General features: G+C 65.9%; 14 protein-coding genes. 7 read left to right on the top strand and 7 right to left on the bottom strand.

Annotated features, from left to right (window positions below; all coding sequences use genetic code 11):
• Positions 1 to 6: 6 nt before the first annotated feature.
• From QX204_RS16090 to QX204_RS16070, 5 genes are read right to left on the bottom strand one after another with little or no spacing between them, the layout of a single operon-like run.
• Positions 7 to 846: a TauD/TfdA dioxygenase family protein gene (locus QX204_RS16090; protein ID WP_301907687.1), complete on the bottom strand. Its 840-nt coding sequence runs from the start codon at positions 844 to 846 to the stop codon at positions 7 to 9.
• A gap of 19 nt (positions 847 to 865) precedes the next feature.
• Complete coding sequence (locus QX204_RS16085; RefSeq protein ID WP_301907686.1) at positions 866 to 1,201, bottom strand: hypothetical protein; 336 nt, start codon at positions 1,199 to 1,201, stop codon at positions 866 to 868.
• A complete protein-coding gene (locus QX204_RS16080; protein WP_301907685.1) occupies positions 1,198 to 2,505 on the bottom strand; it encodes an aromatic ring-hydroxylating oxygenase subunit alpha in 1,308 nt (435 codons plus the stop codon). The genes QX204_RS16085 and QX204_RS16080 overlap by 4 nt, the downstream gene beginning before the upstream one ends.
• A complete protein-coding gene (locus QX204_RS16075; RefSeq protein ID WP_301907684.1) occupies positions 2,502 to 3,089 on the bottom strand; it encodes a carboxymuconolactone decarboxylase family protein in 588 nt (195 codons plus the stop codon). Before QX204_RS16075 ends, QX204_RS16080 begins: the two co-directional genes overlap by 4 nt.
• Positions 3,086 to 3,880, bottom strand: a complete 795-nt coding sequence (locus QX204_RS16070; RefSeq protein ID WP_301907683.1) for an SDR family NAD(P)-dependent oxidoreductase — start codon at positions 3,878 to 3,880, stop codon at positions 3,086 to 3,088. Before QX204_RS16070 ends, QX204_RS16075 begins: the two co-directional genes overlap by 4 nt.
• Positions 3,881 to 4,239: 359 nt before the next feature.
• Here QX204_RS16070 and QX204_RS16065 point away from each other — a divergent pair, with 359 nt between their 5' ends.
• From QX204_RS16065 to QX204_RS16050, 4 genes are all read left to right on the top strand, one after another.
• Positions 4,240 to 4,839, top strand: a complete 600-nt coding sequence (locus QX204_RS16065; protein WP_301907682.1) for a TetR/AcrR family transcriptional regulator — start codon at positions 4,240 to 4,242, stop codon at positions 4,837 to 4,839.
• A gap of 152 nt (positions 4,840 to 4,991) precedes the next feature.
• The gene (locus QX204_RS16060; RefSeq protein ID WP_301907681.1) at positions 4,992 to 6,518 is read left to right on the top strand and encodes an LVIVD repeat-containing protein; all 1,527 of its coding nucleotides are present in this window, start codon (positions 4,992 to 4,994) and stop codon (positions 6,516 to 6,518) included.
• Positions 6,515 to 7,138, top strand: coding sequence for a DUF305 domain-containing protein (locus tag QX204_RS16055; RefSeq protein ID WP_301907680.1), 624 nt, complete (start codon positions 6,515 to 6,517; stop codon positions 7,136 to 7,138). The genes QX204_RS16060 and QX204_RS16055 overlap by 4 nt, the downstream gene beginning before the upstream one ends.
• Before the next feature lie 35 nt (positions 7,139 to 7,173).
• Positions 7,174 to 8,769: a GMC oxidoreductase gene (locus QX204_RS16050; protein WP_301907679.1), complete on the top strand. Its 1,596-nt coding sequence runs from the start codon at positions 7,174 to 7,176 to the stop codon at positions 8,767 to 8,769.
• A gap of 138 nt (positions 8,770 to 8,907) precedes the next feature.
• On the opposite strand, the gene QX204_RS16045 is transcribed toward QX204_RS16050, so the two are convergent.
• Entirely contained in the window at positions 8,908 to 9,525 is a 618-nt protein-coding gene (locus tag QX204_RS16045; RefSeq protein ID WP_301907678.1) for a TetR/AcrR family transcriptional regulator, read from the bottom strand.
• Between the two features lie 82 nt (positions 9,526 to 9,607).
• Between QX204_RS16045 and QX204_RS16040 the strand changes: the two genes are divergently transcribed.
• The 3 genes from QX204_RS16040 (at position 9,608) to QX204_RS16030 (ending at position 14,028) form a co-directional block, all read left to right on the top strand.
• On the top strand, positions 9,608 to 11,173 hold the full coding sequence (locus QX204_RS16040; RefSeq protein ID WP_301907677.1) for an MFS transporter: 1,566 nt from the start codon (positions 9,608 to 9,610) through the stop codon (positions 11,171 to 11,173).
• Between the two features lie 478 nt (positions 11,174 to 11,651).
• A complete protein-coding gene (locus tag QX204_RS16035; RefSeq protein ID WP_301907676.1) occupies positions 11,652 to 12,833 on the top strand; it encodes a lipase family protein in 1,182 nt (393 codons plus the stop codon).
• Positions 12,834 to 12,858: 25 nt separating this feature from the next.
• On the top strand, positions 12,859 to 14,028 hold the full coding sequence (locus QX204_RS16030; RefSeq protein ID WP_301907675.1) for an alkane 1-monooxygenase: 1,170 nt from the start codon (positions 12,859 to 12,861) through the stop codon (positions 14,026 to 14,028).
• Between the two features lie 37 nt (positions 14,029 to 14,065).
• On the opposite strand, the gene QX204_RS16025 is transcribed toward QX204_RS16030, so the two are convergent.
• Positions 14,066 to 14,833, bottom strand: coding sequence for an MspA family porin (locus QX204_RS16025; RefSeq protein ID WP_301907674.1), 768 nt, complete (start codon positions 14,831 to 14,833; stop codon positions 14,066 to 14,068).
• Positions 14,834 to 14,897 lie beyond the last annotated feature (64 nt).

Genomic DNA, 14,897 nt, shown 5'->3' with positions numbered 1-14,897 from the left:
GGTGGGCTATTCGATCGGTTCTTCACCGAGCACCGTGGTACGCAACATCTCTCGCGGAGAACCTGCCGGGTACGGCGCGGCGCGATGGATGACCCCGCGGTTGTCCCAGATCACGGTGTCGCCGACAGCCCAGGTGTGCCGGTAGACACGGTCGGGAGCGGTGCAGCGGCCGAGCAATCCGTCGAGCAGCGCCCGGCTCTCGTCGGCGGGCATCCCGACGACGTGGTCGGTCGAGGCGCCGAGGACGAGCGATCGACGTCCGGATTTGTGGGTCCAGATCAGTGGGTGCTCTTTGGTCGGACGTCGGCGCCACGCCGCCAGTTGGTCCGGTGTCGGTTCCGCGGTCACGCCGCGCTGCGACGCTTCGAGTGAATGCACCACCCGCAGTGCCCGAAGCGATGTTCGTTCCGCGTCGGTCAGGTCGTCGAAAGCCTTGTAGGTGCTGGCGAATTCGGTCTCACCACCGCTGGCGGCGACGGCCTTGGCGGTGAGCACGGTCGCCATCTGCGGGTACGCGTCGTCTTCGGGCGTGCAGCCGTCGATGTGCCAGTCGAAGGTCGCGTGCAGGTAGCTGGCCGACGAGTTCTTGGCGGCGTCGAGGCTCACCCGATAGATGCCCTGCACCGGATGGTGTCCGGGCGAGGTATCCACCTGCCCGAGCGTGCGGCAGAACGCGACCTGGGTTTCCGGGTCCAGATGCAGATCGCGAAAGACCAGCACCCCGTTCTCCTCGAGGGCTGTCATCACGGTCTCGGCGAGGCGCTCGTCGTCGAGCAACTGCTCGCGGCGTACGCCGATGACCTCTGCTCCGACAGCGTGCCCGAGTTTCTCGATGGTAATCGTCATGGTGGAGTTCCTTCGTGTCCTACGGCCAGGGCCCTGTGACGCGTGCGAGTTCGGCGTCGGCGCTGTCGACTGGCTTGGGTTGTTGGAAGATCTCGACTGCCATCGCGACCATGACCAGCGAATACACCAGGTGAAGCAGGTGTATCGCGTCCTCGGGCAATTCCTCGAGGGGGAATTTGTCGCAGTAGGCGATAGCGTCTTCGACACGCGGAAAGCACGCGTCATAGAAGCCGATCAGCTCGTGCATGGGACTGGCCAGGCGGCGGGCGTAGCGTTCGGATTCGGTCTTCAGACACCACGTAACGGCGAACCGCTCGAGGTCGGCGAAGGCCGGCGGCAGCATTGTCGATGTCATCGCTGGTCGGCTCCGGTGAGATCGTGGCGGTACTCGTCGACCCAGTCGGCGACGACCTTGTGGAAATGGCGCACCAGGATTTCCTGATCATTGACCGGGAAGTGGGTCATGCCGGCCGTGCGATACGCCGATTCGAGCGCGGTCTGCGTGCCGGTGAGCATGCCGGCGTCTTGGAGGGCGAACTCTTTGAACACCACCGAGGCGACTTCGTGCTCGACTCGCTCACGGGCCGTGCGTGCCGGTTGGAAGCACAGCATTCCCTCGAACCGGTGGGAGTTGTAGGAGGTCGGCCAATAGCGGTAGAGCAGATACCAGCCGCGGTAGATGAGGATCTCGATGTTGGGAAAGATCTGGAAGTTGTCGATACCCCACGGTTCGACCCGGCCAGGATTCAAGCCCTTGGGCGGCGCGCCCAGATCCGGCGACTCCCACGGGCCCACGAGGCCGCTGCGGGTGATCCGTTCGATCGGATACATGAACTCCGCCGGCATCGTCCACCGTCGAGCACCGCCGGTGGAGACCATCCGATGCGGGCCGTCGACCTGGAAGTGCGCGCACTCGAAACCTTTCCCGGGGGTGCGCACGGCGCTGGGGACCTGCTGTGAATGCAGCCCGGGGACGTGGTAATACTCCTGGAACGCATCGGCGAACAATTTCCAGTTGCTCTGGTTGTCGGCCTTGAATTCGTACCACTCGGTCATCTTGTCGAACGGGTAGCCATCCAGATCGGTGATCATCGGGCCCAGGAATTCGCGCAATGTCTGCCGCGGCGTGGCGTCGAGATTGACGAAGATGAATCCCGCCCACACGTCGCAGTGCACCGGAGCCAGACCCAGCTCCGCTTTGTCGAGGTCGAAGAACTCGCCCTCTTGCTGCACGAAGTTCAGGGAGCCGTCGAGTCCGTAGCGCCAGCCGTGGTACTTGCAGGTGAACTGGCGGCATGTCCCGGCGGTCTCCTCCCGGGGGAACTCGTTCCAGACGAGTTTGTTGCCGCGATGGCGACACACATTGTGGAACGCGTTGATCGCGCCGTCACGATCGCGCACCACGACGATCGACGTGCGCGCGACATCGAGTTCCTTGGTGAAGTAACTGCCGGTCTTCGGCACTTGCTCGACCCGACCCACATTGAGCCAGGCGCGCTGGAAGATGGCTTCGCGCTCGAGTTCGAAGAACTCCGGCGACACCGAGTCCTCGAACGACATCATCGATGTACCCAGCTCGGGATAGTGCTGGGTCCAACTGCCTTCGGCGGGTCTGGGCCATTGATGGGGCGTAGCCGGTTCGTCTACGACTTTGCTCATGGTCGTTCCTCCCGTTCCGGGTCCGGTTGCAGGGCAACACTGTTCAACACCATCGCCAGGCACAGATACGAGCCGGCGACGAACAGCAGCTCGATCAGTTGCCGATTGTCGAAATGGAGTTCGAGCTGTGCCCAGGTGGCGTCGTCGACGCGATGGTCATCCAGTAGTTGGTCGGTCATCGCCAGCAGCGAGCGCTGCACCGGCGACCACACCGGTGCCCGCGGTCCGGAGCGCACCGCGGCGATCTGCTCCTCGGTGATGCCGAGCGCCGTGGCGATCCGAACATGCTGTGTCCATTCGTAATCCGACCGGCTGCGCCACGCGACCCGCAGGATCACCAGTTCGCGGTCACACGGATCGACGGTGGGGCGCTCGATCAGCAGCCCGTTGTAGGCCAGCCACGCACCCGCCAGTTCGGTGTGATGGGCCAGCACCCCGAGAATGCCCGGCATCGCCGGGGCATCGGGTGCTCCCGAGAGGTACCGGTCGGCCGAATTCACGTGTCCGCGGAACACGGCTCGCGTGTTCTCGTCCCACTCCCGCACCGGCAGCGGCGCCAATCGGGGAGCGGTGGAATGGGTCATATCACCGACCCGCCGTTCACCCCGAGGACCTGTCCGGTGATGTAGCCGGCCTGCTCCGAGCACAGGAAGACGCACGCCGCGGCGATGTCCTCGCCGGTTCCCAGGTGTCCGACCGGGATCGCCTTGGCCATCAGGGCGCTGGCGGGCAGATGCCCGGCGGCCTGCGACTGGCGCGACATGGGGGTATCGATGCCGGAAGGCGGGATCGTATTGACCGTGATTCCCGCGGCGGCGTATTCGCGCGCCAAGGCTTTGGTCATCGCCAGAACGGCGCCCTTGGAGGCGGTGTAGTGGACCATGCCCGGCGAGCCGCGCTGCGCGCTCGACGACGAGATCGTCACGATGCGACCCCAGCCGGCCGCGACCATATCCGCGACAACGGCTTGGGCGCAGTGGAAGACCCCGTTCAGATTCACGTCGACGACGCGATTCCACGCCTGTGGGGTGATCTCGGTGAACGGCGCGAAATCGACGGAACCCGCACTGGTGACCAGGATTTCGATCGCGCCGAACTCGGCGCGAACCTTACCGATCGCTTCGCGGACCGCGTCGCGATCGGTGACATCGACCGCGCAGGCCATCGCCGTCGCACCGGTGGCCCGCAACTGCTCTGCGACTCGCTGCGCGGCCGCGCCGTCGATGTCGAGAACCGCGACCCGGTGTCCGGATTCGGCGAACGCCGAGCAGATCGACAAGCCCATTCCGGACGCGCCGCCGGTCACCACCGCGACCCTGGCTCGTGTCGACCGGCCGTTGACCGGCTCCGAAACCGTAGTGGCTGTATTGGTCATATCCGTGTTCCTCTGCTCGTCGGCAAGGTGGACGATCGCCGTCCGGGCGGAATGGCGGCGTGGGGGAGGCGGATCCTCCGTGGAATGGGTGGACGCGATGGGCAGGCCGTCGGGGGCCTACGGAACGGCTGACGAGGCCGATTCCTTTTTTAATCGAGTGCTCAATTTGAGCGAGTGATTAAGATATACGTGACGGCGCTCACGACTGTCAAGAGTCGGATTCGCGAACCGGCCTTGCTGATGATCACGGCCTACACCGCCGTAAACTGGTGAATGCCAACGTTGCTGGGCGCCGTCCGATCTCGAATCGCGATCCACGCGGCAGGCCGAGCGCCTCCCGCACGACAGACAGGTCCCATGTGAAGCCAGAGCGCAGCTCCGACGCCGAGAACTCCACCTCCCGCTCCGCACTGCTGGACGCGGCCGAGCGCATCATGCTGGAGGAGGGCTACGCCGCCGTCAGCTCCCGCCGACTCGGCACCGGAGCCGGGGTCAACCCCGCGCTCGTCTACTACTACTTCGACAACATGGACAACCTGTTCGTCGAGTTGTTTCGGCGAGGGGCCGACCGCAGCTACGAACGTCAGCTACGCGCGCTGGAATCGGCGCAGCCGCTGTGGGCGCTGTGGGACTCCATCCATGATCAGTCGCACACCGCGTTGACGATGGAATTCGTCGCCCTGGCAAACCACAGGAAAGCGATTCAGGCCGAGATCGCCGAATCCTCACGGCGATTCCGCTCGCTCCAGCTCGACGCGGTGGCGAAGATCCTTGCCGACTACGGCGCGAGCGCGGCCCGCTACACGCCCGGTGCCCTTGTGCTGCTGATGTCGAGCATCTCCCGCTTTCTGCGGATGGAGGAAGCCTTCGGCCTCGAGGCCGGCCACGCCGATGTCGTCGATCTCATCGAATCGTTCCTGCGTGAGGTCGAAGGGGAGCGCCGCGATCGGGTGCGCTAGCGCACCGGCAGGGCATCGAGCAGCGACAGCGGTCGCGCTGTGCTGATTCACCGGATTCCGGTTCTCAGCCCCACTCGAGTGGTACCGTCTGCGATCAGTAACACGGTTACTCGTCGAGAAAGGCGCCCTCACCTCGGGCGAAGACAGCACTTATGTTCACATTTTCTGCCCGTGCGCATCGGCGCGCCGGACTGATACTGGCCGCCTCGATATTGGTGTCGATCGGCGCGGTGACCGCACACTCCGCGCCGCATTCGGCGAGCCGCGTCGACTGTCTGCCCGGTTCGGCGCCCGAATCCGGTGTGCAGGGCGATGTCCCCGCCGCCGATCGTGACAGCGGTCGTTCCAAAGACGGATTCTGGTGCAACATGCGGTTGCTCGGCGCCGCGGGCGGCCGGGGCGGTGGCATCACCTCGGTGACCTTCGAGCACTGCGCCTACGTCGGTACGTTCTTTCCCGGTGACCTGCTGGGACCGGACGCCGGTGTGCACGTCCTCGATGTGCGCGACCCGGCCGCCCCCGTGCATACCGCCACACTGACCGAGCCCGCGATGCTGGCGGGAACCTGGGAGAGCTTGAAGGTCAACAAGGCCCGCAAGCTGTTGGTCGGTGCGGGCGTGCCCGCCCTGGTCGGTGCGGGCCTGCTCTCGGTCTACGACATCAGCGACTGCGCGCATCCGCGCCTGCTCAACCCGGGCACCGGGACCGATCTGTCCCTGCCGCTGCCGATCACCGCTCATGAGGGCGGCTTCTCCCCGGACGGCCGCACGTACTGGAGCTCGGGCACCGCGCCCGGCCTGCTCAGCGCGGTCGACCTGACCGATCCGGCGAATCCGTGGGTCGTGTGGCAAGGGCTGCCCGGCCTTTCCATGCACGGGGTCGGCGTTTCGCCGGACGGTAACCGTCTGTACCTGGCGAACAACATGGGCGGGATGAAGATCCTCGACGTCAGCGCGGTCCAGCGCCGCGATCCCGCACCGCACGTGCCCGAGCTCGCTGATATGACGTGGTCGGACGGTTGGGCGACGCAGCACACCGTTCCGGTGACGTATGGGAGAGTGCCGCACGTGTTCGCGGTCGACGAAGCCGGGTCCGGTGGTGTGAAACTCATCGACGTCTCCGACGAGCGTCAGCCGCGGATCACCGGCTCGATCAAGCTCGAGATCAACCTGCCCGAGCACCAGGACTCCATGCTCGCTTCGGCGGCGGGCGGGTCGCTGTTCTCCTACGACGCGCACTACTGCGCCGCCGACCGGCCCGCGGATCCCACGGCGCTGGCCTGCGGCTGGACCTCGTCGGGAATCCGCGTCTTCGATGTGCGTGATCCCGGAAAGGTCACCGAGATCGGCTATTTCAACCCACCCGCTCGCACCGGGGAAAGTGCCGCATTGTCGAACTCGCCGCACGCGCTCGCCTCGATCATCGGCCTGCCGCTGCTGTCGGCGCCCTCGGTCGCGCAGGCGATCTTGCGGGGTGACTTCGACCCGGAGCAGGCACTGAGCCCACGGACCGGCACGGTGGCCTTCGGAGACCTGTCGACCGACTGGTGTTTCTCGCCTCCGGAGTGGCGCGGAAACCAGCTCTGGACCACCTGCGCCGACAACGGGTTCCTGGCGCTCGAGCTGTCACCGCAGGTCTACACCCCGCCGTCCGACCAGAACTCGACTACCGGATCATGAGCTGGCGCAGCGGTTTCCGCTTCGCCGCGTGGGTCGGGTCGGCACTGCTGCTGGTCGCGATGGGTGCGGCCCTTCGGCCCGTGCTGCCCGCCGCCACCACGGCACCGGCGGTCCTGACCGAGACCGAGATCGGTTTCGTCCAGGACATGGTGGCCCACCACAGCCAGGCGCTGCTCCTGGCCCAGCGACTCGACGCCGGCGCCGACCCGTTCGTCGTCGGTCTGGCACGGCAGATCGCCGACAGTCAGCGCACCGAACTGGGCATGTTGCTCGGCTGGCTCCGCTTGGCGGGCGCGCCCGTCGTCAACGAGCACCAGATGGCATGGATGCCGGATTCCGGAGACGGACACCGGCATTCGGCTGATCACCCGGCCTCGACGATGCCCGGAACGGCTTCGGCTGCCGAGCTGGACGAGCTGGCTGCCGCGCGCGGCAGCCAGGCCGAGATCACTTTCCTGCGCCTGATGCGACGCCATCACGCCGGCGGCATCGAAATGGCCGCCGCCGCCGACGCCCTGCTCACCGGCGGGGAGGTCGAACGATCGGCCCGCGAGATGGTGCGCACCCAGGGGCAGGAGATCGGGCTGATGACCCTATTGCTGGACCGGCGCGGGAACTGACCCGTGCCCGGACAACACACGATGAAGGTATTGCTATGTCTACGATGACACGCCGTTCGCTCCTGGGCGGGGCCGCCGCGGCGGGGTTGCTGCTCGCTTCGACCCGCGGCGCCGCCGCGCAGAACCCGATCGCCGCCCGCACCGGCGGTGTCCCGCTGACCGAGGAAGAACGTCGAGTAGTGGTGATCGGCTCCGGATTCGGCGGCGGAGTCACCGCGCTGCGGCTGGCCCAGGCCGGGGTGCCGGTGCTGTTGCTCGAGCGCGGAAAGCGTTGGGTCACCGGGCCGAACGCGGAGACCTTCCCCCGCGCCACTCAGCCGGACAAGCGGTTGCTCTGGCATCGTTCGAGCCCCTCGCTATTCGGTACGCCACTGCTGTTCGAGCCCTATACCGGCCTGGTCGAAGCGGTGCCGGGTGCCGGGATGACGGCACTGTGCGCGGCCGGACTCGGCGGCGGATCGCTTGTCTACCAGGGAATGTCGCTGCAGCCCACCCGCGAGGTATTCGAAACCCACTTCCCCTCCGGGCTGGACTGGAAGCGGATGGACGAGGTGTTCTACCCCCGCGTCGCGCGCATGCTCGGCTTGGCCACCGCACCGGACGAGCTGGTCGACAGCGCGCCCTACACAGCCGCACGGGTTTTCGCCGAGCGGGTCCGCGGCGCCGGACTGCCGCTGTCGAAGATCCCGATGCCGATCGACTGGGACTACGCGCTGGCCGAGTTGCGTGGGGAGATGAAACCGTCCTACACCAACGGTGACGGTGCGATGGGCGTGAACAACGGCGGCAAGCACACCGTCGATGTCACCTATGTCGCCGCCGCCGAGGCGACCGGAATCGTGGACGTGCAGACCCTGCACGAGGTCACCGATATCGAACGTGCTCGCGATGGCCGGTGGGTGGTCCGGGTCGACCGGGTCGACACCAACGGCGTGGTCCTGGAGAACACGGTCATCACGACGGGCACACTGGTCCTTTCCGCGGGCAGCCTCAACACCACGCGCCTGCTGGTGCGGGCCGGGGCCACGGGTGCGATCCCGGATCTACCCGACGAACTGGGCAAGGGCTGGGGCACCAACGCCGACCGCATCTACGTCTGGCGTGATCCGGGCGCGGGTTTCGGATCTCCGCAAGGAGGTCCGGTGGTCTACGGCAGCAAGAATTGGGACGATCCGCGATCGGCGTTCACCGTCATCCAGGCCTCCCTCCCGCCGCTGTCGCTGGACGCGGGCAGCACCATGCTGGTGGGCTACGGCGTGAGCGAGGGACGCGGCGAATTCGTCTACGACACCGGCTCCGACGCTGCGACACTGCGCTGGCCCTCCGACGGCGATCGGGCGATCCAGGACGGTCACATCGACCCCGCCGTTCGCCGCATCGCGGGACCGAACGCGCAACTGATCGACACCAACACGATCTTCCCGTCGACCTGGCATCCGCTCGGTGGCGCGAACATGGACCGTGTGTGCGACCTGGACGGCCGGGTGCTCGGCCAGCGTGGGCTCTACGTGGTCGACGGAGCCCTCATGCCCGGCAACACCGCCGCGTGCAACCCGTCCATGACCATCGCCGCGATCGCCGAACGCGCTTTGGATGTCCTGGTGCGCACTGATGTGGGTGTGGTGATCTGAGCGCGGGCCGCCGAGCGGACAAGCGCCGGCGGGCCGATCGTCGTTGACCTGCACAGGCGCGAACGGCCCGCTCGGCGCGGATACCGACGACCCCTTCGCTCGACGAAAAACGTTGCGGCGGAAAGGCGAGGCCGGGTGCTACGCCTGACGTTGCATCGGCGCAGTCGCGGTACGTGCCGCCAGGAAGTCGTCGACGATGCGGGCGCAATCCTGGGGAGTAGAGGCGCGTAAGCCGATGAGCTTCGCGAACACCAGCGGACCGACCAATTGCGACAGCACGAAGTAGGTGTCGAATTCGCCCAGTTGTCGACGGGCATCGGGGGTATCGAGCACCTGGTCGAACGGCACCCGATACTGGTCGATGATGCGCTGGCTGAGCGAGGTGATAGCCGGATTGTCGGCGTTACGGTCCGAGCCGGTCGCCAGCCACGCCAAGGTCGACACCTGTAGTGGCGCATCACGAATCGCGTCGGCCTGCCGTTCCAGCAAGGTGATGAGTCGATCCCGCAGCGGGCCTTCGGGTGGAGTCTCCAGCACCGGTGGCAGCAAACGTTCGATGGTGGCCGCCCGTAGTTGCATCGCATTGTCGAAATGCCGGTACAGGGTGGTTCTGGCGACCTTCGACAACTTGGTGACGCCCTCGATGGTCACCGCCTCCACTCCACCGGCCTGCAACAGGTCGGCAGCGGCATCGAGCAGGCGGGCGCGCGAGCGAGCCTTGCGTGGGTCGACTTCGACGTCGTCGGATCCGCTCATGTGGCCCAGTATTCCTCTGTCTCCAGCTGTTCGGTTGTGCTACAAGTTGTAGCGTAGCAATACTAATAGTATCGGAGGCCCGATGGATCCCACCGGACGTGCGCGATTGTCCGCGGCCCAGCGCTGGCTACTGACACTGTCGTGCCTGGCGGTCGTTCTCGTCACCGCCTCGATGGCGGCGCTGTATACGGCACTGCCGGAGATCGCGGCCGCCACGGGCGCCAGTCAGGCCGAACTCACCTGGGTCGTCGACGGATACACCCTGGCGCTGGCCTGCCTCGTCCTGCCCGCGGGTGCGCTGGGCGACAGGTACGGCAGGCGCGTGGTCCTCATCGTGGGACTGTTCATCTTCTCGCTCGCCTCGGCGGCGCCGCTGATCCTCGACACCCCGATCTGGCTGATTGCCGCGCGCGTCCTCACCGGGGTCGGAGCCGCGCTGGTCATGCCGTCCACGCTGTCGCTGTTGACCGCGGGATTCCCGGTCGAACGGCGAAGCAGCGCCATCGGACTGTGGGCAGGTGTCTCGGGCGTAGGCGCGATTCTCGGCATCCTCGGCTCCGGCATCCTGATCGAAAGTTGGTCCTGGGTTTCGATTTTCGTGGGGATGGCCGTTGCCGGTGCGGTGCTCGCGGTGGCAGCCTTCACCGTGCCCGAATCGGTGGACACGTCAAGGCCCGCGATGGACCCGCTCGGCGCGGTCACCAGCGCCCTGGCAATCGGCGCGATCGTGGTCGCGGCGATCGAAGTGCCCGCGCGTGGCTGGCTCGATCCGGTGGTGATCGCGGCAACCGTGATCGGGCTGACCCTCGCTCTCGCCTTCGTCGTCATCGAGAAGCGGGTCACTCATCCGCTGATCGACATCCGGCTCTTCGCCGACCGCGGCTTCGGTAGCGGCACTGCGATAGTGACGTTGCAGTTCCTGGTGACCTTCGGCCTGTTCATGCTGATCGTGCAGCATCTTCAGCTCATCATGGGCTACCGGCCACTGGTCTCCGCGCTGGCGCTTGCTCCCATGGGTATTCCGATGGTGCTGATCTCCGCGTTCGCACCCCGGCTGGCGGAGCGAATCGGACTGCGAATCCCCACCTTTGCGGGATTGTTGGCGATCGGGGGTGGTCTGCTCATGATCGCGCAGGTCGACGCCCAGACCTCCTACCTGGATCTGCTCGGCCCGCTGTTGCTGATGAGCGCGGGGATCGGGTTGTGCACCGCACCTGCCACCGCCGCGATAGTAGACGGCACCCCGGTGGAGAAGCACGGTGTCGCCGCGGCGGTCAACGACGCGGCTCGCGAAGTCGGCGCCGCGATCGGTATCGCGATCGCGGGCAGTGTGCTCGCGGCGGGTTACGGCGAGCGCATAGCCCCCGCACTACCCAACCTCCCCGAGGCCGCGCGCGAACCGGTCGGTGACTCACTCGCGGCGGCGCTTCAGGTAGCCGAGCGTGCGGGTCCGACGGCGCAGCCACTCGCCGATTTCGCGAAATCCGCCTTCCTTCACGGTATGCACCAATCCGCGACAGTGCTGGGCTTGCTGACCATCGGTGCGGCCGTTGTCATTGCCGTCTGGACACCAGGCCGACGCCGAACCGCGGCGTCCGTCGCGCCGGAAGCGGGCGATGCACGCCGAGAGGTCATCACGGAGTCCTGAGCGAGAACGAGTTCCGAGAGAGTTGAGGCGCGTTCTGGCCCCCGGTGGAGAACCGGTGTTGCCGTTCGTCGAAGGCCGCCTGTCGACGTGGGCACGCTTCTATCTGAAGCCGGGTGACATCAGTGGGGAATTTATAGTCTATGGCTATATAAAAACGTGTTCCGGGCGCGCCTGTCGCAGATGTCAGGTAGTTCGGTGTATGCGTGGACAACTGGGATATTTGGGATAAAACGCCTGATTATCACGTATTTTCTCTCGGATACGTCCTCCGGCGAACCTTGTGTGTACGGTCTATCCCGTTCAGGTATTCGAGTGGCGTACATCACGGAGGGGTGCAATCTTGGGGAGGCGAATATGCAAGTGGTCGGCAGTTCTGTCAGGAGTGGTCGTCGCGGTCGGCGCGGGGCTGGTATCGGCGCCGGTGGCATCGTCGATACCGACTGTTGAAGTAGCCGTCGGCGACTTCTACAGCACGCCGATGCCACTTCCCGATGTAGCGGCGGGGGCGGTCATCCGGACCGAGCCCGCGCATCTGGCCCTGTCTGTTCCGGGTCAGCCGGAGATGATCCCCGCATCGGCGACGCGAATCATGTATCGCAGCAACGACACCCATGACGCGCCGACCGCCGTGGTCGGGACGTATCTCGAGCCCGCAGCCCCGTGGACCGGGCCGGGCGAGCGACCTCTGGTCGCTTTCGCGGGCGGTTCGAAGGGGCAGGGCGATCAGTGCGCTCCGTCGAAACTGCTCGCGAAGCTCGTCGACGTCCAGCCGCCGATGGACGTGATGGTCGAATTCGACGTGCTGGCGTTGTATTCGCTGCTGGCCCGGGGAATGGCGGTCGTGATGACCGATTACCAGGGCCTCGGCACGCCCGCCGTACATGATTTCCTCAACCGGAAGTCGCAAGGGTATGCCGTGCTCGATGCCGCGCGGGCGGCATTGGCGCTGCCCGGCAACGGCATCGGTGCCGGTGCTCCGGTCATGCTGTACGGGTATTCCCAGGGCGGTTCGGCCGCGGGTGCTGCCGCCGAACTGCAGCCGTCGTACGCTCCCGAGTTGAACGTGCGCGGCGCGTACGTAGGGGCCCCGGTGGTCGATGTCATGGCCTTCATCGCGCACAGCGACGGCAAGGCCAATCTGGCGCCCGCCTATGCCTGGTTGTTGAACGGTATCGCCGCCGACTATCCCGATGCCCGTCCGGAACTGGAAGCCGAACTCAACGACACCGGCAAGGCGATCCTGGCGGACGCCCAGGGCAAATGCGCTGTGCTCGGCGGGATCGCGCAGAGGTTCCCGAGCACCGCACAGTGGACAACCAGTGGTGAGCCGCTGCGCGCGGTCATCGAGCGTTTGCCCGCGGTGTCGCGAGCGGTCGCCGAGCAGCAACTCGGGAACGAGACTCCGGGTGTGCCGGTGTTCGTAGCGTCGAGCCGCAACGATGATGTACCGCCGTACGGCACAGTCCGTTCGACGGTGGCGCAGTGGTGCGCCGCGGGTGCGATCGTCGAACTCGACGCCGACCTCCAAATGCCCGCGATCGCAGGCACCGCACCGGACCACGTGATGTCGTTCTTCCCGGCATTGGAAGCGTCGCAGCAGTGGATGAGCGATAGGCTCGCGGGTCATCCCGCACCGACCAACTGCCCGAGGCTGCCTTGACTCCGAACTGTCGATGAGGATGTCGATGCGGGTGCCGCGGCCGCGGCACCTGCTCGGGAAATACTTGGTGCCGACGGTAGATCCGAAACGATTGCTCTGGGCATTCGGATTGCTGGCGCCGGTGTGCGCGCTGCTGCCCTCACAATTGGTGATGCGTACCGGATCGGCGTTCTTCTGGTGGATCGAACCCATTATCGTGCTGTTCGTGATTCCGGTGCTGGATCGACTTGTCGGTGAAGACGGCCACAATCCCAGCGACGAGGACTACGAAGAACTCAGCGCCAACCGCTTCTACCGGTGGTGCACCTACCTGTTCCTGCCGATTCAGGTCGCCGCCCTGGTGATCGCCTGCCACCTGTGGGCCGGTCCGGAACTTCGATTCGTCGACAAGCTGGGCCTGGCGGTGACCGTCGGCTTCTTGGCGGGTATCGGTATCAACGCCGCACACGAACTCGGTCACCGGGTCGAGCGGCTGGAGCGGTGGCTGGGGAAGGCGGCGTTGGCGCAATCCGGGTACGGGCATTTCTACGTCGAGCACAATCGGGGTCATCATGCTCGGGTTGCCACACCGGAGGACCCGGCCAGCGCGCGGTTCGGGGAGTCGTTGTGGGAATTTTTGCCCCGTAGCGTGATCGGGGGGTTCCGGTCGGCGCTGGAACTTGAGCGGGAGCGGCTGCGACGCCAACAACGCTCGTGGTGGGGCCCGCACAACAATATTCTGCAGTCGTGGGCGATGACGTTGGTGCTGTTCGGTGGGCTCGTCGCGATGTTCGGGCCGGGTGTGGTGCCGTATCTCGCCGTTCAGGCGGTGATGGGTATCTGGTTGCTCGAGACGGTGAACTACGTCGAGCACTACGGTCTGCTGCGACGTCGATTGCCGAACGGTCGTTGGGCGCGTTGCTCGCCGGCCGACAGCTGGAACTCCGACCGCCTTGTCACCAACATCTTCCTGTTCCATCTACAGCGGCACAGTGATCATCACGCCAATCCCGGGCGTCGATATCAGACCCTGCGCTCCGCGCCCGAGGCGCCGCAGCTGCCCGCGGGGTATGCCACCATGATCGTCGTGGCGTCGGTGCCCGCACTGTGGCGGCGCACCATGGATCACCGGGTGCTGGCGCATTACGACGGCGACCTCACCCGCGCCAATACGATGCCCAGCCGAGTTCAGCGTGGGAGGCGCGGGCCGAAGTGATAGCGAGGATGGCTGTCGCCGCGCGGTGCGGGACTCACTACAGACTGGTGGGCTCGCCGAACACCGCTCCGCTGTCGTCGACTTCGGGAGTTCTGGCCTGCACATAGGTGTATTGGCGGATGGTGGCCGGGCCTACGCAGTTGTCGACTTTGATGTGGAAGTCGCGGGCCACGATCTGGACGGTCTTGCCCGGGATGAGCGGCTTGCCCTCACCGATATCGATGTTGGTGATGTCGCCGGGTTGCAGTGCCAATTCCAGGAACAGACCAGGGTCCACCGCGATGGAAGGAATGACGCCGTTGAACTCCTGAACCTGCGCCGATTCGACCTCCTGTGATTGTCCGGACTCCTGAGTCTCGATCTCCACCGACTCGCCGGTACTCGACCGCTCGACAGACCGCGACTGCGCCTGCTCCGTCGCCTGCCGCTGCGCCTGCTCCGTCGCGTAGTTCTGCTGCGGCCCCTCGAGCCCGAATTCCGTCGTGGGATCGACGCCGGGGATCACGGAATCGATCTTGGCCGCACAGCCGACCGAATATCCGGTCTTGAGCACGCCCTCGGCCTGCCCGTCGAGCCGTCCGTAGGCGACAGTGGAGACCAAGGCTTCCCGGCTGATGGGGGAACTGTTCAACGGTGCGATTCGATAGATGACCTCGTCATGGGTGCCGACGGTGAAGCTGCCTATAGCCGACTCGAAAGTCTTCTCGTGCGGTGGCAGATTGACGCTATCGGCATGTGCGGTCGGCTGCGACAGTACGGCCAGCGCTGAGGCGGCACAGCTCACTCTCCAGATGATTCGCAACATGACCCCGGACACTAGTGAACCGACGGCTGTTTCCCCTTCGGCCCGCGGGCGCGTGTCCCGACCG

The organism is Nocardia sp. PE-7 (genome assembly GCF_030486425.1).
Taxonomy (GTDB): domain Bacteria; phylum Actinomycetota; class Actinomycetes; order Mycobacteriales; family Mycobacteriaceae; genus Nocardia; species Nocardia salmonicida_A.
Note: the sequence above shows the minus strand (reverse complement) of the source record. Positions and strands in the feature narration are given on the sequence as shown.